Source organism: Mesorhizobium sp. SARCC-RB16n (assembly GCF_008520305.1).
Lineage (GTDB): Bacteria > Pseudomonadota > Alphaproteobacteria > Rhizobiales > Rhizobiaceae > Mesorhizobium.
In genome coordinates this window covers 50451-72464 of sequence record NZ_ML703287.1, presented here as the reverse complement: position 1 = coordinate 72464, position 22014 = coordinate 50451, and the positions used below count along the sequence as shown (strand labels likewise).

Sequence of the window (22014 nt, the reverse complement as noted above, 5' to 3'; positions counted from 1 at the left end):
GCCAAGCCATCGTGATCACTGGCATATCATGTGAACGGCAACGGGGCGTGCCCCGGTAGCCTGGCCGGCCTCAGGCGGCGATCTTCAGCGCACCCGGCCCCGGTATCGCACCTGGAGGACATTTGCCCAGGATGATCATGCCCAGCACCTCGTCTTGGGTGACATCCGTCGTGCGTGCCGTGCCGACGACCTGGCCGTTCTTCATTACGCAGACCCGGTCGGCAAGCTCGAACACGTCGTGGATGTCGTGGCTGATCAGGAAGATGCCGATGCCGTCGGACTTGAGCTGCCTGACCAGTTCGCCGACCTGAGCCGTTTCCTGGGGGCCGAGTGCCGCCGTCGGCTCGTCCATGATCAGGATACGGGCGTTGAACAGGATGGCGCGCGCGATCGCCACCGACTGCCGCTGTCCGCCCGACAGTTTGATCACCGGCTCCTTGAAGCGCTGGAAGCGGGGATTGAGCCGCCCCATCACTTTGCGCGCCTCGGCCTCCATGGCGACGTCGTCGAGCGTGCCCCAGGCGGTCATCAGCTCGCGACCGAGGAACAGATTGGCGGCGGCATCGACATTGTCGGCCAGCGCCAGCGTCTGGTAGATCGTCTCGATGCCGTATTTCTTGGCGTCGCGCGGGTTGGAGATCGCTGCCTCCTCGCCATTGACGAAGATCTGGCCGGCATCGCGCTTGTAGGCTCCGGACAGGATCTTGATCAGCGTCGACTTGCCGGCGCCATTGTGGCCGAGCAGCGCCACGACCTCGCCGGGGAAAAGATCGATCGATGCGTCGTCGACCGCGCGGATGCCGCCGAAGGCGATCGAGACGTTGCGCATGTCGACCAGCGGCGTGCCCACGGGGCCAGTTGCGGGAGCGGTTTTGTCAGCCATGATCGTATCCCTAAACCCGCTTGCGATAGACGGTATCGAGCCAGACGGCGATGACCAGAACGGCGCCGACGACGATGCTCTGCAGCGGCGAGTCGACGCCGAGCAGCACCATGCCCGACTGCAGCGACTGCATCAAAAGCGCGCCGAGCATGGCGCCGATGATCGTTCCCGAACCGCCCGCAAGCGACGTGCCGCCGATGACCGCCGCGGCGATGACGAGCAGCTCGTCCAATGTTCCAAGCACATTGGTGGAGGAGTTCTGCCGGGCCGACGAAATGGCGGCTGCGATCGTGGCCAGCACGCCCATGATCATGAACACCTTCATGGTGATCCAGCGCGTGTTGATGCCGGCGAGATTGGCCGCTTCCGGATTGCCGCCGATGGCAAAGACATAACGGCCGAAACGGGTGCGGTTGGTGATGAAGGTCATGACCAGGCCGACGGCGACCGCCATCAGCACTGGTATGGCGATGCCGTGGGCGATGAACAGCCCGCCCTCGGGCACGGTGATGTTGTTGGCGGCCGCGTACCGGGTCACGATGCCGATCGGCCACGGGTAGGAGTTGGCTAGCCAGACCGCGCCAATGATGACGGCGCAGGTGACGGCGCCGAGCAGCGTCTCGGCCCAGATCGGCCGCAGCGGGAAGCGGAAGCGCTTGCGCTGCACCCGCCCGTTGAACAGCGCAAACACGACGGCCAGGCAGGCGACGATGCCCACGACCCAGCTCCAGGTTGCGCCGATTGATCCGGCCGGTCCGCCGCCCATCAGCTGGAAGGTGGCGTCGAGCGGTGCCACCGTCTGGCCTGACGTGACCCACCAGGCGGCGCCGCGCCAGACGAGCAGGCCGCCCAGCGTGACGATGAAGGCCGGTACTTCGAGATAGGCGATGACGAAGCCCTGGAAGGCGCCGATCAAAAGGCCGAGCGCCAGGCCAATGACCAGTGCCAGGACCCAGATCCATGGGTTGCCCAGTTCAAGCCCCACGAACCGGACCAGGAAATGCACCTGTGCAAAGCCCATGACCATGCCGATCAGGCCCTCGGCGGAACCGACGGACAGGTCGATGTTGCGCATGACGATGACCAGCACCATGCCGCAGGCCATGATGGCGACGGCGGATGTCTGCACCGACAGGTTCCACAGATTGCGCGGCGTGAGAAACGTGCGGCTGTCGAAATCGAGCGGATTGACGCCAAGACGCAGGCTCGAAATCACATGCAGCGCGACCCAGATCAGCAGCAGGGCGCCAATCATGCCGAGCATGCGGGTGTCGATCTCGGTCGCTTTCAGGAACCGGGCGACCGCGCCGAGCTCCGAGGCGCGCGCTATGTCGGCCTGCGGATTGGACGTCGTATCGGTCATGATTTCCTCCCACCGGCTGGCCGTCTGACGCGGATGCCGAAACCCAGCCTAGAAGCTACCCGCGTGATGCGGAAACACAAATCTTTTTGAGAAAACGCCGCGGCTTTGGGGCCGCGGCGCCTTCATTTCTTCAAGCGGTCAAACTCAGTTGCAGGCAGCGACGCTACCGGCGGCGACGCCCGCGCAGACTTCGTCCTTCTTGATCCAGCCGGCGTCGATGACCAAGTTGAGATTGTCCTTGGTGATGGCGACCGGGGTCAGGAACAGCGACTTGACGGTGTTGCCGCCAGGCGTCGTGAAGTCCTTCACGCCGGCGATGTCGGTCATCTTCTTGCCGTCAGCGAGCTGCGAGGCGATCTCGGCGGCGTTCTTGCCGAGTTCACGCGCGTCCTTCCACACCGACACGGTCTGGGTGCCCAGCGCGATGCGGTTGAGCGCGGCGTGGTCGCCGTCCTGGCCAGAGACCGGCACGGTGCCGGCGAGCCCTTGCGCCGTCAGCGCCGCGACGACGCCGCCCGCGGTGCCGTCATTGGCCGCGACCACAGCGTCGACTTTGTTGTCGTTGGCGGTGAGGAACTGCTCCATGTTCTTCTGGGCGTTGGCGGGCAGCCAACCGTCCGTATAGGCCTCGCCGACATTCTTGATTTTGCCGCTGTCGATGGCTGCCTTCAGCACTTCCATCGAGCCCGAGAACAGGAAGTCGGCATTCGGATCGGCGCCCGAGCCCTTGATGAACACGTAGTTGCCTTCAGGCTTCACCTTGAACACGGCGCGGGCCTGCATGCGGCCGACTTCCTTGTTGTCGAAGGTCAGGTAGAAGACGTCCTTGTTCTCGATCAGGCGGTCATAACCGACGACCGGAATGCCCTCGTCGAGCGCCTTCTGCACCGCCGGGCCGATGGCCGAAGCATCCTGCGCCAGGATGATCAGCGAATTGGCGCCCTGCGAAATCAAGCTCTCGACATCGGTCAGCTGCTTGCCGGGATTGGACTGCGCATCGGCGGAAATGTACTTGTCGCCCGCTGCCTCGATCGCCTTCTTCATGGCGGCCTCGTCGGTCTTCCAGCGCTCTTCCTGGAAGTTGGACCACGAAACGCCGATGACCTTGTCCTTCGCCTGCGCGACTGACGCCAGCGTCAGCGACATGGCGACACCCGCCAGGATGGCGGCTGTGAATCTCTTCATGTTATCCTCCCTGCGCCGCGTATGGCGCGACCAAACTGGCCCGAAGGCCGGCACAAAGGCCCTATTTTTTCGAGCCTCGAAAAAACACTGATCCATCGCCGGAGCACTGTCAACATCGATTCCGATGGATTTTGAGGTGCCAGGAACTTTTTTTCGAGCTCCGCAATAAATAAATGACAGCACCAGTCGCTTCTGCCAGTATTCGACCCCGTTGCCGGAGGTGTCGAGGGGCAGTTACGAGCCACGGCGACTGGGAGGATGTGGGAAGGCATGTCGGTCGGAATACGCCACGACGATCTGCGTCGGCGCAACCGCGCTATGGTGATTGGAGCCGTGCGCCGGGGTGGTCAGCCCTCGCGCACCGAGATCGCCGCCACCACCGGCCTCAGCCACTCGACCATATCGGCGATATCAGCTGATCTGATAGCAGAGGGTATCCTGACCGAAGGCAAGCCGAACGAGGCCGGCTTATTGAAACGCGGCCGGCCGCAGGTTGGCCTTGGCCTCAACCCCAAGGCCGCGACTGTCATGACCGTGGTGCTGTCGCTGAATTTCCTCTCCGTCGCCGTCATCGACTATGCCGGCCAGGTGGTCGCCGAGGAGCAGCGCAGGCTGGACACGCTGACCATGTCGCGCGAGGCGCTGATCGGTGAATGCACGGCAATAGTGCGACGTCGTCTCGAGGACCCCGATCTCGATGTCCGCAGTGTTGCCCGCATCGCGCTGGGGATCCAGGGCATCACCGACACCAAGGCGCGTGCCATGCTGTGGTCGCCGATCACGCCGCAGACGGACATTGCCTTCGCCGACATACTCGAAGCCGAATTCGGCATTCCCGCCACCATGGAGAACGACTGCAACATGATGGCGGTGGCGCTGCGCTGGCGCGACCCCGAACGCTATCGCGACGACTTCATCGCCATCCTGCTCTCGCACGGCATCGGCATGGGTCTGGTGCTGAAGGGCGAGCTGTTCACCGGCACGCATTCATCTGGGGGCGAGTTCGGCCACATGATCCACCGGCCGGGCGGCGCGCTCTGCCGCTGCGGGCGGCGCGGCTGCGTCGAGGCCTATGCCGGCAATTACGCCATCTGGCGCAACGCCAGGCAGCTTGGCGAGGACACTGAGCCGGCCGCCGATGTCAGCGACGCGCAGATGCGGACACTCGCCGCGACGGCAAGGGAGAACGACGGACCTGAGCGCGAAGCCTACCGCAAGGCCGGCGAGGCGCTGGGCTATGGGCTGGGCAGCCTGTTCGCGCTGATCGATCCCGCACCCGTCGCCATGGTCGGCGTCAGCGCCGCAGCCTTCGACCTGATCGAGCCGGCCTTGCGCGAGGCCATCGCCCAGACCGCCGGCGGCCAGCACTCGAAATCGATTTCCTTCGACACCGAGCCGAACGAGCTGCCGCTCATCCGCGAAGGCTGCGCCATGCGCGCACTGACTTTCGTCGACCAGGAGATTTTCGCGCCTGGCGTGCAGGCAAGGGCGGGCGCGGGAAAGAACGTTGCCTGAGACCAAGATCGAACCCAATCACTCCGACGGGGCATGACATACTACCCGCCAGATTTCGGGCCTCCTGCTAGAGCATGATGTCGAAAAGTGTGAAGCGGCTTTCGGACGACATCATGCTCTATCTCTTTGATTTAGAAACGGATTCAGATTTCAGGTCGATTCGACCTAAAATCATCCGGCTCTAAGCCCCGTCGGGCGGCGGTGCGGTCCGCCGTGCGCCAGTACCCACAACCGGCGTTCAGGCCGGGTAGAGCGCCGCAGCCCAGCGGCAGAAGGTCTGCACCGCGTCATTGCGCCCCGCCCCGTCGGCCTGCACCATGTAATGCGCGCCACTTATGGGCACGCGGTGCGGCAAGGGCGCGACCAGTTGGCCGGAATCGAGAAACGGCCTGGCGAAACTCTCCAGAACGATCATGGCGCCGCCGCCCGTGGTCATCGCCCACAGCGCGAGCAGCGATGAATCGTAGCGGGCACGCTGCGGCGGGGCCGGGAGGGCGAGGCCGAAATGATCCGACAGGCGCTGCCACTCGGTCTCAAACCCGATCACATGGTGCAGGCAGGCAAAGGGGAAGTCGCGGATGTCCCGGTGCCCCGCCAACCAGGCGGTGTCGGCAGGATGGCAGACGACGATCGCGGATTCATGGGCCAGCAGTTGAACCGCACCCTCGGGCCAGTCGCCGTGCCCCCAGCGGATGTCGACATCGCTGTTGCCGGCTTCAAAACGATCGGACCAGACGAAGGTGGAGAGTTGGATGTCGATCTCTGGATGGGCCTGTCGAAAATCGGCCAACCGGGGCGCAAGGATCAACGCCGCCCAAGTGATCGAGGCGCGCACCCGTACCACCCGCCGCGATGGGCGCGCGAAGAGACCGTCCGTCGCCCGCTGCAACTCGGCGAAGGACTGGCGCACCGGCTGGGCATAGGCCTGGCCGATATCCGTCAGCGCAACGCCGCGCGGCAGCCGCTCGAACAGCCGCGCGCCGACATGCTTTTCCAGCAGGCGGATATGCTGGCTGACGGCCGCTGCGGTCAGGTTCAGCTCAGTGGCCGCGGCGGTGAAACTGCCATACCGCGCCGCCGCCTCGAAGGCGAGCAGCCAGGTCGGGTGCGGTGTTTTCATGAGATCTTACCGTCAATTAAAATGACCCCAATACCTGAAAAGATATTCTTTGTGTTGTCAATTTCCGAGCAATACCCTGCGCATGAGCCACGGCCGGAAAAGAGCGACATCGATGTCAGACCGGAAGGAATGGAACCACGTCCCCGACAGCCTGCCCATTGAGATTGCGCCGATCTGGCGCTGGCCGCTGAACCTCGCAGAGATCTTTCGCTGGTATGTCGGAAGCTGGCTGCCTGTCTCAATCAATCTCGTCATCGTGGGGCTGGCCTTCGCGGCTTATGCCTTGGCCAGCCCCACGCTTGCCCAGGCGAAGGAGCCAGGGCTATGGATCGGGGTGATCTGGCTACGAAACTTCGGCCTGACGGCAATTGTAGCGCAGGGGCTGCATCTTGTTTTTCACCGCCACCAGTTGCAGGGCACCGACAAGAAGTTTGATCCGCGCCCTTACCCGCGCAAGGGGCGCGCCTTCAGTTTCGACAGCCAACTGGCCGACAACGTATTCTGGTCGCTGGCTTCGGGCGTAACGATCTGGTCGGCATACGAGGCGCTGGTCTGGTGGGCGATGGCCAATGGCTATGCGCCGACTCTAACATGGTCCGGCCACCCGGTCTGGTTCGTCGGCCTCTTCCTGTTGATCCCGATCTGGGAGAGTTTCTACTTCTACTGGATTCACCGGCTGCTCCATACGAAGCTCCTTTACCGCATCCACGCGCTGCATCACCGCAATATTGATGTGGGGCCGTGGTCGGGCCTTGCGATGCACCCGGTTGAACACATTTTCTATTTCGGAACCGCGCTGGTCCATTTCGTTGTTCCGTCCAGCCCGATGCATCTTATCTGCCACCTGATGTTCTATGGCCTTTACGCCATTACCACCCATACCGGGTTCGAAGGGCTCTGGCTGGCCGGGCGCAAGCGCGTCGACCTGGGCACCTTCCACCACCAGCTTCATCATCGCTACTTTGAGGTGAACTACGGCACGCTGGAAGTGCCATGGGACAAGTGGTTCGACACCTTCCACGATGGCACTGAATCGGCAAAGGCACGGATGAAGGCGCGTCTTGCCGCGCGGCGCCGGCTATAGGTCACGCCGGCGGAAGGGGCACGTGATATAAGTCCTCAGGCAGGTTTACGCCGCAGACCGCCCTAGCCCCCGATCTCTTTACCGCAAGGCCGGCGAGGCGCTGGGCTATGGGCTGGGCAGCCTGTTCGCGCTGATCGATCCCGCACCCGTCGCCATGGTCGGCGTCAGCGCCGCAGCCTTCGACCTGATCGAGCCGGCCTTGCGCGAGGCCATCGCCCAGACCGCCGGCGGCCAGCACTCGAAATCGATTTCCTTCGACACCGAGCCGAACGAACTGCCGCTCATCCGCGAAGGCTGCGCCACGCGCATTGACCTTCGTCGACCAGGAGATTTTCGCGCCGGGCGTGCAGGTGAGAGGAAGTGCCGGGAAGAGCGTTGCCTGAACCCGCGCGAACGCCTTGGACTCCCGGAAAAGCATGGCCGGACGCCATGAATGCGCGTCTCGACCGCTTGACTGAGCGTCCCAAGCTATTGACGACTTCGATGACGGTGACACCATACCGTGCGATCGGTGCGACACCGACGCTGGGGCAGTGGAAAGTTCGATACCGGTCCAGATGCGCAAACCCGACAGCACGCTCGATGGCAACGGCACAGTGAGTCGAACGGCCATTTCCGCGAGGCGAGGAATGTTTCGCTGCGTCGCGCTGGCCGGGCGCAGCTTCAATCCTCGCGGATCGCGTAGCCTGCGCCACGGATGGTGCGTATCACATCGGGCATGCGGCCATTGTTGACCGCCTTCCGCAGGCGGCCGACATGCACGTCCACGGTGCGCTCGTCGATATAGATCGTCTCGCCCCAGACATTGTCGAGCAATTGGCTGCGCGAGAACACCCGGCCGGGATGGCGCATCATGAATTCGAGCAGGCGGAATTCGGTCGGCCCAAGCCGGATCTCGCTCTTCTTGCGATAGACCCGGTGCGATTCACGGTCGAGCACGATGTCGCCGACCTTGAGCACGCTGGACAGCACTTCCGGCTTGGCGCGGCGCAGCAGGGCCTTGACCCGGGCCATGAATTCCGGCGTCGAGAACGGCTTGACCAGATAGTCGTCGGCGCCGGTCGAGAGGCCGCGCACGCGGTCGCTCTCCTCGCCGCGCGCCGTCAGCATGATGATCGGCAGCCTCTCGGTCTCGGGCCGCATTCGCAGACGCCGACAGAGTTCGATGCCGGAAACAGCCGGCACCATCCAGTCGAGCACCAGGAGGTCGGGCACGTTCTCCTGGAGGCGGATCTCGGCTTCGTCGCCGCGCGTCACCACCTCGACCTGGTAACCTTCCGATTCCAGATTGTAGCGCAGGAGCACGCCGAGCGGCTCCTCATCCTCCACCACCATGATGCGTGGCGCGATCATTGGCAGGTCATCCTATCGTCAAGCCGCCGGCGCCGACATCGCCGTCTCGTCCTGCTTCGGACGGTTGGCGGGCAGTTGCGTGCCGGTCAGCACATAATATGCATTCTCGGCAATGTTGGTCACATGGTCGCCGATGCGTTCGAGATTCTTGGCGCAGAACAAAAGATGGGTGCAAGCCGTGATGTTGCGCGGATCCTCCATCATGTAGGTCAGGAGTTCACGGAACACCGAGGTGTATTTGACGTCGATGCGTTCGTCGTCATTCCTGAGCTTGGCAAGGGCGGCAGCGTCGCCGGCCGCATATTCCTCGACCACGCCCTGCACCTGGATCAGCACCAGTTGCGCCATGGAGTCGATCGAGTGCGACAGGTCGCGCGGCGTGGCGGTGAGGCCGACGGAGCCGACGCGCTTGGCGATGTTCTTGGCAAGGTCGCCGATGCGTTCGAGGTCGCCCGCCATGCGGATCGAGCCGACGACATGACGCAGATCGTCGGCCATCGGCTGGCGCTTGGCGATCAGGGTGATGGCGCGGTCGTCGAGTTCACGCTGGCGCGCATCCATGATGGCGTCGTCGGAGACAACGCGCTGTGCCAGCGCGTTGTCAGAATTCAGCAGCGCCTTGGTGGCGCCGCCGACCATCGTGCCGGCGAGATCGCCCATGTCGCTGATCAGCCTGCTGATCTGTCCGAGATCCTCGTCGAAGGCTGCGACTGTATGTTCGGCCATGAGCCTGGTCCTCGTATGCGTGAGATCAGCCGAAGCGGCCGGTGATATAATCCTGCGTGCGCTTCTCGCGAGGCGACGTGAAGATCTTCTCGGTGCGGTCGAACTCGACCAGTTCGCCCAGATACATGAAAGCCGTCTGACGCGACACGCGCGCCGCCTGCTGCATGTTGTGGGTGACGATGACGATCGTGTAGTCGGCCTGCAGCTCGTCGATCAGTTCCTCGATCTTGGCGGTCGACAGCGGATCGAGCGCCGAGGCCGGCTCGTCGAGCAGGATGACCTCCGGCTTCACCGCCACGGTGCGGGCGATGCAAAGACGCTGCTGCTGGCCGCCAGACAGGCTGAGGCCGCTGGCGTTGAGCTTGTCCTTGACCTCGGTCCACAATGCCGCACGCTTCAGGGCCTGTTCGACACGGCCGTCCATCTCGGACTTGCTGATCTTCTCGTAGAGCCGGACGCCGAAAGCGATGTTCTCGTAGATCGACATCGGGAACGGCGTCGGCTTCTGGAACACCATGCCGATCTTGGTGCGCAAGAGGTTGAGATCCTGCGAGCGGTCGAGGATGTTGTGGCCGTCGAGCAGCACCTGGCCCTCGGCGCTCTGCTTCGGGTAGAGCTCGTAGATGCGGTTGAAGACGCGCAGCAGCGTCGATTTCCCGCAGCCCGACGGGCCGATGAAGGCGGTGACGCTGCGCTCGGGCAGCGACAGGCTGATATCCTTCAGCGCCTTCGACTGGCCGTAGTAGAAGTTGAGGTTCTTGACCTCGATCTTGGCCTTATCCACGACGGCTTCAGGCGTGTTCAATTCGGTGGACAACATCGGTTTCATCTGTCCTCTCTGCGTCCGGTAAGGCTGCGGGCGAAAATGCTCAGCCCGAGAACCGTCAGGGTGATTATGAGTGCGCCGGTCCACGCCAGTTGCTGCCATTCCTCATAGGGGCTGAGAGCGAACTGGAAGATGGTGACAGGCAGGCTGGCCATCGGCGCGTTGAGATTGCTCGACCAGAACTGGTTGTTGAGCGCGGTGAAGAGCAGCGGCGCCGTCTCGCCGGAGATGCGGGCGATGGCAAGCAATATGCCGGTGACGATGCCGGAGAGCGCTGCACGGTAAGCGACCGATTTGATGACCACCCAGCGCGGCGCGCCGATCGCGGTGCCGGCTTCACGCAGCGCGTTGGGCACCAGATTGAGCATGTCTTCGGTGGTACGCACCACGACCGGAATGACCAGGATGGCGAGCGCAACGGCGCCGGCGATGGCCGAGAAATGTCCCATCGGCCGCACCATCAACTCGTAGACGAACAGGCCGATGATGATCGATGGCGCCGACAACAGGATATCGTTGATGAAGCGCACGATGGTCGTGAGCTTGGAGAAGCGGCCGTACTCGGCCATGTAGGTGCCGGCGAGCACACCGATCGGCGTGCCGACGATCACGGCGATGATCGTCATCACCACGCTGCCGTAGATGGCATTGAGCAGACCGCCGGCATCACCCGGCGGAGGCGTCATTTCGGTGAACACGGCCAGCGATACGCCGGACAGACCCTTGTAGACCAGCGCGCCGAGGATGAGCGCCAGCCAGGCGAGGCCAATGCCGGCGGCGACGACGCACAGCGTCATCATCACGCCATTCCTGCGCTTGCGGCTTTGGTGAAGCGATGCGGCTGTCGACATCGGTCAGGCTCCCGTGCGGGCGTCGATGCGCATCAACATGTAGCGTGCGATGGCAAGGATGAGGAAGGTGATGACGAACAGGATCAGGCCGAGCGCCACCAGCGAAGACGTATAGAGATCGCCAACGGCCTCGGTGAATTCATTGGCGATGGTCGCCGAAATCGTCGTGGCGGGCGCGAACAGCGAGGTCGAGATGCGGTGCGCGTTGCCGATGACGAAGGTGACGGCCATCGTCTCGCCGAGCGCACGGCCAAGGGCAAGCATGACCCCGCCCATGATACCGATGCGGGTATAGGGAATGACCACGCGCCGTGTCACTTCCCAGGTCGTGCAACCGATGCCGTAGGCCGACTCCTTCAGCACCGACGGCACCGTGTCGAACACGTCCTTGGTGATCGAGGTGATGAAAGGCAGGATCATGATGGCGAGGATCATCGCCGAGGTGAGCAGGCCGATGCCATAGGGCGGGCCGGCAAACAGATTGTTCAGCCCGGGAACGCCGTGGAACAGCCAGATTATATAGGGTTGCACAGTCGTCTGCAGGAACGGCGCCAGCACGAACAGGCCCCAGATACCGTAGATGATCGACGGGATACCGGCGAGCAATTCGACCGCCATGCCTATCGGGCGCCGCAATGGGCGCGGGCAAAGCTCGGTGAGAAAGATCGCGATGCCGATGCCGAGCGGCACGGCGATCAGGATGGCGACCGCGGATGTGATGATGGTGCCATAGATCGGCGCAAGCGCACCGAATTTCTCGGTCACCGGGTTCCAGCTCTCGGTGGTCAGAAAGGAGAAGCCAAAGGTCGAGAGCGCTTGCCAGGAGCCGGCAAACAACGAGATGGCGACACCGCCAAGCAGGACCAGCACCAGGATCGCAGCGGCACGGGTCGCCGCATGAAAGATCGTGTCCGTCAGTGCGAAACGTCTGACGGTGGCGTCGCGCGAGCCCTTGATGGCTGGCAAGGCTTCCTGGACAGCACTCATGTCAAGCTCGGCTCTTTGTGTTGAGAAAAAGGAGCGCCGCGCGAAGCGGCGCTCCTTCGGGTGATGTTACTCGCCAGCGTAGACCGGCTTGCCGCCGGCCTGGATGTCGGCCTTCCACGAAGCCTTGATCAGGTCGACGACGCTGTCGGGGATCGACACGTAGTCGAGCGCCTTGGCGGTTTCCTTGCCGTCCTTGTAGGCCCAGGCAAAGAACTTCAGCGCTTCGCCGGTGGCGGCGGCATCGTCCGGAGCCTTGTGGATCAGCACCCAGGTCGAGGCGGCGATCGGCCAGGTGGCGTCGCCGGGCTCGTTGGTGATGATGACGTTGAAGTTCTTCGCGCCCTTGAAGTCGGCATTCGAAGCGGCAGCGCCGAAGGATTCGAGCGAGGGCTCGACGACCTTGCCGGCTGCATTCAGCATCTTGGAGTAGGAGAGGTTGTTCTGCTTGGCATAGGCGTACTCGACGTAGCCGATGCCGCCGTCGGTCTGCTTGACGGTGTTGGCAACGCCTTCGCTGCCCTTGGCGCCGACGCCGGTGGGCCATTCGACGGCCGTATCCGAACCAACCTTCGACTTCCAGTCAGGCGAGAGCTTCACGAGGTAGTCGGTGAAGTTGAAGGTTGTGCCCGAGCCGTCCGAACGATGCACGACGGCGATCGCGGTCGACGGCAGGGTGAGCGAGGGGTTCAGCGCCTTGATCGCGGCGTCGTCCCAAGTGGTGATGGCGCCGAGATAGATCTGGGCCAGCGTCTTGCCGTCGAGGACGAGTTCGCCCGGCTTGATGCCCGTGAGGTTGACGATCGGCACGATGCCGCCCATCACCATCGGGAACTGCACGAGGCCGTTCTTTTCCAGATCGGCGTCGGACATCGGCTTGTCGGTGGCGCCGAAGGTTACGGTCTTGGCGATAACCTGCTTGATGCCGCCGCCGGAACCGATCGACTGATAGTTGAGGCCGATACCGGTATTCTTCTTGTAGGTGTCGGCCCATTTGGCGAACACCGGATAGATGAAGGTGGAACCGGCGCCGGAAAGGTCAGCTGCCATTGCTGCGGAAAGGGTGAGGGTGGACGCCGCAGCCATTGCAATCGCAACGGCCGCCGAGCGGATGAAATGTCTCATGTGGCCTGCTCCTGTTCGGAAGATGGTCTCTCGGCGCCATTTCCTCCGGCGCCCGCTGAGGCCAATAGCCTTCGATTATTACAGTCGCATGACAGTTTCATGTCAGCCCGGTAACGCGTCGCCAGCACCGCGAAAGGCGCTGATGTCGGGCGCTCGTGGCGTGGTCCGAGTTTACCGCCTGAATCAGGGGCTTGAGCCGTCCGGCGGCTGGAATCGCCCGGGATTCGACCGGGCTTTCCCAAGTGAAGAAAATCCGGACGGGAGCGCGTTGCTCGCGGCCAGAGCGTATCATGGCCGGGCCATCGCCAAAAACAGGTCCGTTGGGGTAGAGTGACACTGTTTCTTGCAGGCGGTCGCTACTCCCGCCCGTAACTGAGAAGGGCGGAATTCGATTTTGCTATTGTTCCGGCTGGACACCGCCTTTGATATGGCGCGATCGCACCATAGTCACTGCACGCAGAGGTAGCGGCAAATCCCCTGCTGATTCCCTCGATTTGCCCCGCCGGATCCTGCAATCCGGGCGACGCGAGTGCTATCCCGCGTTGCGATGGACCTGACGTCCAGCACCGATCCAGCGCTCGACTTTCTCGAGCAGCGCCCTGGGGCTGATCGGCTTGGGCAGATAGTCGTCCATGCCCGCCTCCAGGCAGCGTTCACGGTCGCCCTTGAGCGCATGCGCGGTGACACCGACGATCGGCACATGCGTGCCGGTTTCCTGCTCAAGCCGCCGGATCGCGGCCGTCGCTTCGAGACCGCTCATCTCCGGCATCGAGACATCCATCAGGATCATGCACGGATTGAGCGTGCCGAAGGCCTCGAGCGCCTTGCGCCCATTGCCGACGATCTCGAAACCGTAGCCGGTCTCGCCGAGGATCTGGGTGAAGACCATCTGGTTCACCTCATTGTCCTCGGCCACGAGGATATCCAACCTGTGCCCGTCGCCCGTGGCAGGCAGCCTGGGACGAACCGCTGGCGGCTGCAACTGCGCACGCTGCTCGGCTATCGTCAGAGGCGACCGGCGGGTAGTCTCGATCGCCTCGCCCGCTGGCGGCTGAACGGTCTGGCCGCCGGTCGCGTGGCGATGGCGCTGGATGGTCGCGACCAGCGTTTCCAGGAGCGCCGAGGAGCGTGCCGGCTTGATCAGCTGCGCGTCGATGCCAAGATCGCGGTAGCTGGTGTTGGCAAACGACTGGTCGACCGAGGTCAGCATGATGATCGGCGTGTCCGCGAGGCCCTCGGTGTTGCGCACGATGCGCGCCATTTCGGCGCCACTCATCCCGGGCATCTGGTAGTCGAGCACGACGCAGTCGACCGCCACGCCATAGGCTGCCGCTGCGATCAGCACCTTGAGACCTTCGGCGCCGCTTTCAGCCGCACAAGAATCGAACGTCCACGAGGTCATCTGTTCCGTCAGGATGGCCCGGTTGACGGCATTGTCGTCGACGATCAGCACGCGTGCGCCCGTCACGTCCATCGGCGTGATGCGCTGCCCGGTCTGCCGCTCGGCCCCAGGCAGTGTCACGGTGAACCAGAAAGTCGACCCCTTGCCTTCGGCGCTCTCGACGCCGATGTCGCCACCCATCAGGTCGACCAGCCGCGAGGTGATGGCAAGGCCAAGCCCGGTGCCCTCGTGGCGCCTTGTCGACGACGTGTCGACCTGGCTGAATTTCTCGAACACCAGTTTCAGTTTTTCCTCGGGGATGCCGATGCCGGTATCGGTGACCGATATCGTCAGCCTGGTTCCCGTCGGAACCGGTTCGCCGGTCACATCGACCAGCACGTGGCCTTCTTCGGTGAACTTCACCGCATTGCCGACCAGGTTGGTGACGATTTGCCGGATGCGGCCGACATCGCCGATGAACAGGCTTTCGAGCCGCGGCTCGATGCGCACGATGAGTTCGAGGTCCTTTTCCTTGGCCCGTGTCGACACCAGCGTCGCCACGTCCTCGATCGCCTCGGCGAGATTGAAGGGTGCCGGGTCGAGCACCAACTGGCCGGCATCGATCTTGGAGAAATCCAGGATGTCGTTGATGATGGTCAAAAGCGCATTGCCCGATTTGACGATGATGTCGGTGAATGTCTTCTGCTTCGGGTCGAGATTGGATTTGGCCAGGAGTTCAGCCATGCCCAGCACCCCATTCATCGGCGTGCGGATCTCATGGCTCATATTGGCGAGGAATTCCGACTTGGCGCGGTCGGCGAGCACGGCGCGCTGGCGCGCCTCGCCGAGCTCCGCCTCGCGCTGCTTGAGCTCCGTAATGTCCGTGGTCGAACCGATCAGGTAAAGCGAACCGTCGGAAGCGATCATTGCGCCCTTGCGGGCGAACTGATGCCTGACGCTGCCGTCGGGAAGGCGCACCGTCTCCTCGATCTCCTGCGTCTCGCCGGTACGCAGCACGGCGAGATCGCCGGCCACGAAGGCCTTGCCATCCGGCCCGAATATCTCGACGTCGGTCTTGCCGATCGCGTCCTGCTTGCTGAAGCCGGTGAGGTCGCACCAGCCCTTGTTGACATAGAACTGCCTGAGATCGGAGCGCTTGGCGTAGATCGACACCGGGACATTGTCGATCAGGCTGCGGAACACCTCGTTCTCGCGCATGCTCTCTTCCAGAGCTTGCTCGCGTGCCTTGACGTCGGTGATGTCGGTGCTGGAGCCGACCAGATGCACCGATCCGTCCGTGGCCACCAGGCGGCTCTTGCGCGTCATCAACTGCCGCACCGTTCCGTCACGATGGGTGACGGGCTCCTCGACCTCGCGCACATTGCCGCTGGCCACGACATCGGTGTCGTCCTGGCTGAAGCTCTCCGCTTCCTCGCCGCTGAACAGCTGACGGTCGGTCCGGCCGATTACATCGTCCTTGGCGAGACCGGTCAGCGCGCACCAGGCCTTGTTGACGAACTCGATGCTCAGGTCCTGCGCCTTGATGAAGGCGGCCACCGGCAACTCGTCCATGACATGCCGGAAGAGATCGATCTGGCGCATCGAGTCACGAAGCGCCGCCTCGCGGCTTTTCAGGTCGGTGATGTCGACGCGGACGCCGATAAACGTGCCGTCATCGGTGCGCATGTCATAGACTTGGTACCAGCGTCCATCGGCATCGAGGCGCTCATAGGAGGAATTTGGGAGATGGTAACGCGCCAGCATACCATCGAGCCAACGCTCGGAATCGGCTTCGTACAGGCCGTCGATCCCGAGATCGCCGCTCGAACGGAAATAGCCGACCGAATGACCGAACTCCAGCGCTTCGCGGATAGTGCGGCCGGGATGCCAGAAGGGCTTCAGCGCCGGCAGCGTATTCTGCAGTCTGTGGTTGGCGAAGACGAACTTGTCGTCACGGTCGTAGATGATGACGCCTGCCGGCAGCGATTCCAGCACGTTGGCGAGATGCTTGCGCGCTTCCTGCGCTTCGGTCTCGCGCCGCTTCATGTCGGAGATGTCGAAGAGAAAGCCGGCTACATAGTCGCGGCCGCTTGCCATGCGGACGCGGTTCTTCCTGACGATTCGCGAACGGCTGGCGCCGTCGGCCTTGAAGCTTTCCTCCACTTCGTACTGCCGCCCGCCGGCCAATACCTCACGTTCGCTGCTTTCGAACAGCGCGACATCGGCCGGCCCGAGGAAATCGCCTCCCGGTTTGCCAAGCATGGCTTGCGGCGTCTGCTTGAACAGCGCCGCGAAGGCCTCGTTGACGAAGACGAAGCGCAGATTGTCGTCCTTGACGAAGATCGGATCCTTGACGGCGTTGATCACGGCCTCCGCCAATCGCGCCTTTTCCAGCGCTTCGGCAAGTTCGGCCTCGCGGTCCTTCATTTCGGTGACATCGACATAGGAAATGAACCGCTTGCCGCCGGCCAGCGGCGCCATCGACGCGATCAGCGTCCCGCCGTCTTTGCGCGGGAACTGCCGCGATCCTGCTGTGCCGGCTCTGATTTCGGCCTCGCGCTCGGCGACATGCCGCTCCCATGTCGCGTCGTCCGAACCATTGGGGTCGGTGTCGCGGCTCGCGTCCATCAGATCGCGGAAGCTGCAGCCGGTCTCGGCGCCCCGAGCTTCGATCTGCCAGAAATCGTAAAAGGCGCGGTTGATGACCTCGACACGCATGTCGGCATCGACGACGAGAACCCCGATCGGCATCTGGTCGACCATGGTGCGGAGATTGGCGAAAGTCTCGGCGATCTTGGCGTTGGCATCCTCGATCTCGGCGTCACGGCGCTTGACCTCGGTGACCTCATAGTAGGTCAGCAGGCGCTTGCCGCTCGACAGGGCCGTGACGGAGAACATCATGGTCCGCCCGTCGGCGCGGACAAACTCTCGGGGTGCGACTGTACCGGCCCTGATCTCCTCGATGCGAGTGGCGAGGTAGTGCTGCCATTGCGCTTCGTCTATGTCGCCGTAGATACCATTGCGGCGGTTGAGTTCCATCAACAGGCTGAACGGAGCGCCGACGGTTACGGCCCCATCCGGAATCCCGGAGAGATTTCGATAGGCCTTGTTGACGATCAGTGCGTCGAGCCTGGCGTCCAGAAGCACGACGCCCATATGCATGGCGTCCATCGTCCGCTCGAGATCGGCAAGATGCTGGACAGGCTCGCCGCCAGCCGACGGCTCCATGGCTTCGAAGGCGCTGGCCAGCGCGGTGACGTTGCGGCCTATGCCGCGATAGCCGGCAAAGTTTCCTTCGCTGTCGAAACGCGGGAAGCCTGACGTCAGCACCCAGCGGCAATCGGAGCGGCCACCCTTCAGTTCGTAGACGAAGTCGCGGAACGGCCGGTGCGCCTGCAAATCCTCCAGATGGGCTGCCGTGCTGCGGTTGCCCTTCAGGACCTGGTTGAGAAAATCGAAGCGGAAACGGCCGAGCACATCAGCCGGATCGATGCCCGTCGCCGCCTGGTAGTCTTGTGAAAGCCAGGAAAAGCGAAGTTCCGCGTCGGTTTCCCAGATCCAGTCCGAACCCGCTTCAACGAGCCGGCGCAGCGCGTCTGCGCAATCCATGCCGACGCCGGATGATCCATCGCCTCCATGCGCGGCTGCCTTGCCGGGCTCGCGCTTGCCGCGCGCGCCGATTGCTTCGTCCACTTCCGCCATGCTGTCCCCACCCCGAAAATCAAGGCCGAACCTCCCTCCGCGGTTCGTCGGCGGAATGTGCCGCAGAAGCATTAACGATCCGCTAACCTTAACGGCGCAACCGGCCTGTTCCTACTGCGTTATTCCGTCCGGTTGTGGCGCGGAGCAAGGCCGCGCTATAAGCATGCGCAGGGGTGTTGCTAATGTATGGACGGATAGGGCCTTTCTTGCTGGGCGTGGTGCTGCTTTTCGGCGGCGGCTGCTCCCGCAGCTATGACGGCACGGTCATCATCCCGCGGCCGCTCGACGCCAGGCGGATCTGGGACCGGCCACCGCCCAATGTCGACTACCAGCCTCAAGCGGACAACGGCACCTTTCCGGGGCCGCCACAGCCTCCCGGACGGGTTTTCGAGCGCAGGGTCGTGAAGCCTGCGCCGCACAGGCGGCAGACGAGGGCATCACCGCCGTCTCCCCCAGCATCAGACTCCGAAAAACAATTGACATGCAGGAACGTGAGCGCGCCCGGCCAAAGAATTCGCATGGTCTGCGACTAGGACCACGGACGGGGCCCCTACAGCGATGCCGCGCCCTTCCTCGGTTCCTTGGCCCCGAGTTTGTCGAGTGCTAGCCGAACCTGGCGCAGATCGTCCTGCCAGCCATCATCGTCGCCCATTGGGCTCTCCGACGCCGCCCGCTGCAGCCCGCGCGCCTCGGATTCGATCTTGCGCAATTCGGCGATCTTCTGGTCTGAAGTCAGGGTGCCGTCCTCGACGATCTCCAGTATCCTCATTTCCCTGAACGTGGCCATGGCGTTTCTCCTGCCTGATACCGACCACAACGCTTGGAGCAGGTCCCTGTTCCAGCCGGACCCTGTTCCAGCCGGACCCTGGTCCAGTGGACAGACGACAGGCTCATCGAAGACGGCCATTCCCGCGAGAATGCTCGATGCGTCGAGCCATGTGATCAATCAAGCGTTACCGGTGTCCGGCCTTGAAACCTTTGCCCGCGCCGCTGCGTTAAAGGGAGAAGGAGAACGCGGATGTCGATCCACTTCACGGTATCGGAACTGACAAGAAATCTTTTTCACTCTCTCGGGCTGGATCACGAACGTGCCCCGCGGCCGCTCAGTCCCGAGCAAAATCTGTTGCTCGAGTGCTATCTGGCCGGGCAGATTCCGGAATCGGCCTGGAGCGACTATGTCTTTGAGACACCGGAGCTGGCACGGCATGCCGAAGTACGGCGCCTGAGCCATTGATCCGCCAACCGGGAAAAGCCAGGTAGCAAACTTCTGCGGTCGCGTCTGCGCCCCCGAATCCGTAAAACCGGCAAGAAAAGCTATTTCTTGGGTGAAGCGAATTGCAACGTGAACACGTTGCCGGCAATTCCTTGCGACAGCTCCGGCGATAAACTCAGCGGCGTGCAATTCTTAACGGCAGCGATGGCCGCATCGACGAACGACTTACGCGCCTTGTCGTCGCCGGCCACCTTGACGGCGGTTGGTCGAGGCGGGCCGATCAGAGTACCGTCGCGCTTGAAACTGAAGCTCAGGGTTACAATCGAATTCCCGGCGTCGGCGGGCGGTGTCCAGCATGATTGGATCGCGGCTCCGACATCGTCCATGGTGTTGAGCGTTGCGGCATTCGACGGAAAGACGAACCCTGCCGATATCACACCCGCAATCATCAGTTCGGCAACACCTTTCATTGCAAAGCCCTCAGCGTCACGACCAGCCGGCAATCCGTGCCGGATCGCTGGAATCGATGGTAGGGCCAACATCGATAATGGCAATATCCCTTGCCAAAAAGTTGTTGCGGGAAATCCGGTTGCGAACCGCCTGGGCGCCTGACCGTGGCCAGTGCGGGCTCATAGCACCAAAACAAAAAGGCCGGCACTGAGCCGACCTTTCCTTTCCGCCTCGACAGTTGCGCCAGTACATCCGTGGTCGCGGGCCGAAAGCGAATTGTCCCCAGTAGACAGGCTATTGGTAAACCAAACCTTAATGTGCCTGTCGTCCCAACGCACCAAACAGCATTGATAGCCGCGAAGGCGGTCGACTTACCGGCAGGGCGGCCTATGCGACGGCCCTCAACTCGGCTTCTGGCATGGTCCCAAGGCCGGCACACTCCGCGCACACCAAGGTCTTTCCGGGACAACCACTTCGATGCGTCCCTTGCGGGCAGCAATGCCCTTTTGACGCACGCCATCTGGAGCAGTCGAATACCTTGCCGCCGCCGTGGCAGTGGGTGCACATCGTCTTCACAGCGGTCATTCCAAACTCTACCCGACCCAAAATCCGCGTTGCCGCGAAAGCTACCCCCGCACCGCAAGTATCAGAGATCGCAGTGCTTTCAAGCGACGCGGCCTGACTTAAATTGGGTGGATTCGGGCATGGGACGTCCAGGCTCTGGCAGGGCATGGCGCGCCCTTTCGGGCATGCAAAGCCCATGCGGATCGGTCCGGTGTTGTTGGATTGTCTGGAGGTCAACGACCGCGCCGTTGTTTGGTACGCCCAAGGGGAATCGAACCCCTGTTCCCGCCGTGAGAGGGCGTCAACTTGGACTTTGCTGCACAACGACGCACGCTCTTACACGTTTGATTCACAATGGTATTGTGCGCTATTGTGTGTTTGCGACCATCTGCGTTCTAGCGGGTTCGTTGCAACGAAATTAGCAACGAAAACTCCCGGAGGCAGAATGGCGCAGCGCCGCAGCGTTCTTTCAAGTCGGACCAGTCGGACGGCCCTGCCCTACTCGGACGCCCCCGAATGGGAGATCATCAATCCTGGCCTCCGGCTGGGGTATCGACGCGGCCGGGGAAGCTATGGCCGCGGCGGCGCATGGCTGGCGGCGTCACGCTCGAGCGACGGTGCTCGCATCCAGTCAAAGCTGGGGCGCGCCGACGACGTCCTAGCGGCCGACGGCTCAACCATCTTGTCACATGAGCAAGCCAAAGAGGCGGCTCGAGCCTGGCTGAAGGTGCTGAAAGGTGGCAGCAACGCGCCGGCGGCGTTGACGGTCAACAACGCTCTCGACCGGTATTTTGAAGCGCGCAGCGCGGAGGGTATGAAGTCGATTGGCGACGCCAAGACCAGGGCCGCATTCCATATTCGGCCAAAGCTGGGTTCGGCGAAAGTCGCCGATTTGACGATCGAAAAGGTCCGCGCCTGGCGGGACGGTATGGTGACGGCGCAGAAGCGGCTGCGGACAAAGAAATCGGCTAGCAAAGCGAACACGGTCACGGTCGACCTATCGGACCCTGAAATTATCCGGCGGAGGCGCGACACCGCAAACAGGACCCTCACTACCCTGAAGGCTGCTCTCAATTGGGCTTTCAACAATCGGCTCGTGACCGATGACACCGCTTGGCGTCTGGTGAAGCCCTACCGTGGCACTACCGCAGCGCGTGTCCGGTTTCTGTCGCCTGCAGAGCAGAAGGCGCTCATCGCCGCCAGCAACGGCGCCATTCGGGATCTCGTGTCGGCCGCTCTTGTGACGGGCGCGCGTTTCGGTGAACTCGCTCGGCTCCGGGTGTCGGATTATGACGCGGCTAACAAGTCGGTTTTCGTGGCAGAGAGCAAGAGCGGCAAGCCGCGGCACATCCCGCTTCCTACTGGCGGCGCCGAACTATTCGAAAGGCTCGCACGCGATCGACCCGGAGCCGAGGCGCTGCTTCGGCAGGAGAATGGTGCGGCCTGGGCGCCGTCTACTTACAATCGCCCCTGGAAGGCGTTGCTTGCCCAAGCCAAACTGTCAGACGTTACGCTGCACGAGATCAGGCACACCTACGCCAGTACGATGGTTCGCAACGGCGCCCCATTAATCGTCGTCGCCGAAGCGCTCGGCCACAGCGACACTCGCATGGTTGAGAAGCACTATGCGCATCTGGCGCCTTCCTACGTCGCTGACACGATTAGGCGGCTGGCGCCCGATATCTGAAC

General features: G+C 62.9%; 17 protein-coding genes and 1 pseudogene. 5 read left to right on the top strand and 13 right to left on the bottom strand.

The genetic code is table 11. From position 1 onward, the window contains the following. Positions 1-70: 70 nt before the first annotated feature. From C7I87_RS28330 to xylF, 3 genes are all read right to left on the bottom strand, one after another. A complete protein-coding gene (locus C7I87_RS28330; protein ID WP_149907323.1) occupies positions 71-883 on the bottom strand; it encodes an ATP-binding cassette domain-containing protein in 813 nt (270 codons plus the stop codon). A 10-nt stretch (positions 884-893) separates the two neighbouring features. Next, positions 894-2246, bottom strand: coding sequence for a sugar ABC transporter permease (locus tag C7I87_RS28325; protein WP_149907322.1), 1353 nt, complete (start codon positions 2244-2246; stop codon positions 894-896). Between the two features lie 144 nt (positions 2247-2390). Then, a complete protein-coding gene (xylF, locus tag C7I87_RS28320; RefSeq protein WP_149907321.1) occupies positions 2391-3431 on the bottom strand; it encodes a D-xylose ABC transporter substrate-binding protein in 1041 nt (346 codons plus the stop codon). A gap of 270 nt (positions 3432-3701) precedes the next feature. Here xylF and C7I87_RS28315 point away from each other — a divergent pair, with 270 nt between their 5' ends. After that, positions 3702-4946, top strand: a complete 1245-nt coding sequence (locus C7I87_RS28315) for an ROK family transcriptional regulator (RefSeq protein WP_149907320.1) — start codon at positions 3702-3704, stop codon at positions 4944-4946. Positions 4947-5184: 238 nt separating this feature from the next. Here C7I87_RS28315 and C7I87_RS28310 read toward each other — a convergent pair whose 3' ends face one another. Then, complete coding sequence (locus tag C7I87_RS28310; RefSeq protein ID WP_149907319.1) at positions 5185-6066, bottom strand: LysR family transcriptional regulator; 882 nt, start codon at positions 6064-6066, stop codon at positions 5185-5187. 112 nt (positions 6067-6178) lie between these two features. Between C7I87_RS28310 and C7I87_RS28305 the strand changes: the two genes are divergently transcribed. After that, entirely contained in the window at positions 6179-7150 is a 972-nt protein-coding gene (locus C7I87_RS28305; RefSeq protein WP_149907318.1) for a sterol desaturase family protein, read from the top strand. Between the two features lie 70 nt (positions 7151-7220). Continuing rightward, positions 7221-7533 (top strand): annotated as a pseudogene (locus C7I87_RS36155) (sugar kinase); the annotation flags it as partial. Between the two features lie 280 nt (positions 7534-7813). On the opposite strand, the gene phoB reads toward C7I87_RS36155, so the two are convergent. The 8 genes from phoB to C7I87_RS28255 form a co-directional block, all read right to left on the bottom strand. Then, on the bottom strand, positions 7814-8503 hold the full coding sequence (gene phoB, locus C7I87_RS28295; protein WP_010911896.1) for a phosphate regulon transcriptional regulator PhoB: 690 nt from the start codon (positions 8501-8503) through the stop codon (positions 7814-7816). A gap of 18 nt (positions 8504-8521) precedes the next feature. Beyond that, on the bottom strand, positions 8522-9229 hold the full coding sequence (gene phoU, locus C7I87_RS28290; RefSeq protein ID WP_127277552.1) for a phosphate signaling complex protein PhoU: 708 nt from the start codon (positions 9227-9229) through the stop codon (positions 8522-8524). Between the two features lie 25 nt (positions 9230-9254). Next, a complete protein-coding gene (gene pstB / locus C7I87_RS28285; protein WP_149907317.1) occupies positions 9255-10058 on the bottom strand; it encodes a phosphate ABC transporter ATP-binding protein PstB in 804 nt (267 codons plus the stop codon). Then, the gene (gene pstA / locus C7I87_RS28280) at positions 10055-10906 is read right to left on the bottom strand and encodes a phosphate ABC transporter permease PstA (RefSeq protein ID WP_149907316.1); all 852 of its coding nucleotides are present in this window, start codon (positions 10904-10906) and stop codon (positions 10055-10057) included. The genes pstB and pstA overlap by 4 nt, the downstream gene beginning before the upstream one ends. A gap of 3 nt (positions 10907-10909) precedes the next feature. Continuing rightward, positions 10910-11893 (bottom strand): phosphate ABC transporter permease subunit PstC, encoded by a 984-nt coding sequence (pstC, locus tag C7I87_RS28275; protein ID WP_149907315.1) that lies wholly within the window; start codon positions 11891-11893, stop codon positions 10910-10912. Between the two features lie 66 nt (positions 11894-11959). Further along, the gene (gene pstS, locus C7I87_RS28270) at positions 11960-13015 is read right to left on the bottom strand and encodes a phosphate ABC transporter substrate-binding protein PstS (protein ID WP_149907314.1); all 1056 of its coding nucleotides are present in this window, start codon (positions 13013-13015) and stop codon (positions 11960-11962) included. 532 nt (positions 13016-13547) lie between these two features. Beyond that, entirely contained in the window at positions 13548-18098 is a 4551-nt protein-coding gene (locus tag C7I87_RS28265; RefSeq protein ID WP_188394035.1) for a PAS domain-containing protein, read from the bottom strand. Positions 18099-18648: 550 nt separating this feature from the next. Next, a complete protein-coding gene (locus C7I87_RS28255; RefSeq protein ID WP_149907311.1) occupies positions 18649-18885 on the bottom strand; it encodes a hypothetical protein in 237 nt (78 codons plus the stop codon). A 231-nt stretch (positions 18886-19116) separates the two neighbouring features. On the opposite strand from C7I87_RS28255, the gene C7I87_RS28250 reads away from it, so the two are divergent. Then, a complete protein-coding gene (locus tag C7I87_RS28250) occupies positions 19117-19332 on the top strand; it encodes a hypothetical protein (protein ID WP_149907310.1) in 216 nt (71 codons plus the stop codon). Positions 19333-19412: 80 nt separating this feature from the next. On the opposite strand, the gene C7I87_RS28245 is transcribed toward C7I87_RS28250, so the two are convergent. Further along, entirely contained in the window at positions 19413-19781 is a 369-nt protein-coding gene (locus C7I87_RS28245) for a hypothetical protein (protein ID WP_149907309.1), read from the bottom strand. A gap of 989 nt (positions 19782-20770) precedes the next feature. On the opposite strand from C7I87_RS28245, the gene C7I87_RS28240 reads away from it, so the two are divergent. Further along, positions 20771-22012, top strand: coding sequence for a tyrosine-type recombinase/integrase (locus C7I87_RS28240; protein WP_149907308.1), 1242 nt, complete (start codon positions 20771-20773; stop codon positions 22010-22012). The last annotated feature ends 2 nt before the right edge of the window (positions 22013-22014 follow it).

Bases quoted from the DNA above. Each gene is read 5' to 3' on its own strand.
- C7I87_RS28330 (WP_149907323.1), bottom strand. From the start codon at position 883: ATGGCTGACAAAACCGCTCCCGCAACTGGCCCCGTGGGCACGCCGCTG.
- C7I87_RS28325 (WP_149907322.1), bottom strand. From the start codon at position 2,246: ATGACCGATACGACGTCCAATCCGCAGGCCGACATAGCGCGCGCCTCG.
- xylF (WP_149907321.1), bottom strand. From the start codon at position 3,431: ATGAAGAGATTCACAGCCGCCATCCTGGCGGGTGTCGCCATGTCGCTG.
- C7I87_RS28315 (WP_149907320.1), top strand. From the start codon at position 3,702: ATGTCGGTCGGAATACGCCACGACGATCTGCGTCGGCGCAACCGCGCT.
- C7I87_RS28310 (WP_149907319.1), bottom strand. From the start codon at position 6,066: ATGAAAACACCGCACCCGACCTGGCTGCTCGCCTTCGAGGCGGCGGCG.
- C7I87_RS28305 (WP_149907318.1), top strand. From the start codon at position 6,179: ATGTCAGACCGGAAGGAATGGAACCACGTCCCCGACAGCCTGCCCATT.
- phoB (WP_010911896.1), bottom strand. From the start codon at position 8,503: ATGATCGCGCCACGCATCATGGTGGTGGAGGATGAGGAGCCGCTCGGC.
- phoU (WP_127277552.1), bottom strand. From the start codon at position 9,229: ATGGCCGAACATACAGTCGCAGCCTTCGACGAGGATCTCGGACAGATC.
- pstB (WP_149907317.1), bottom strand. From the start codon at position 10,058: ATGAAACCGATGTTGTCCACCGAATTGAACACGCCTGAAGCCGTCGTG.
- pstA (WP_149907316.1), bottom strand. From the start codon at position 10,906: ATGTCGACAGCCGCATCGCTTCACCAAAGCCGCAAGCGCAGGAATGGC.
- pstC (WP_149907315.1), bottom strand. From the start codon at position 11,893: ATGAGTGCTGTCCAGGAAGCCTTGCCAGCCATCAAGGGCTCGCGCGAC.
- pstS (WP_149907314.1), bottom strand. From the start codon at position 13,015: ATGAGACATTTCATCCGCTCGGCGGCCGTTGCGATTGCAATGGCTGCG.
- C7I87_RS28265 (WP_188394035.1), bottom strand. From the start codon at position 18,098: ATGGCGGAAGTGGACGAAGCAATCGGCGCGCGCGGCAAGCGCGAGCCC.
- C7I87_RS28255 (WP_149907311.1), bottom strand. From the start codon at position 18,885: ATGGCCACGTTCAGGGAAATGAGGATACTGGAGATCGTCGAGGACGGC.
- C7I87_RS28250 (WP_149907310.1), top strand. From the start codon at position 19,117: ATGTCGATCCACTTCACGGTATCGGAACTGACAAGAAATCTTTTTCAC.
- C7I87_RS28245 (WP_149907309.1), bottom strand. From the start codon at position 19,781: ATGAAAGGTGTTGCCGAACTGATGATTGCGGGTGTGATATCGGCAGGG.
- C7I87_RS28240 (WP_149907308.1), top strand. From the start codon at position 20,771: ATGGCGCAGCGCCGCAGCGTTCTTTCAAGTCGGACCAGTCGGACGGCC.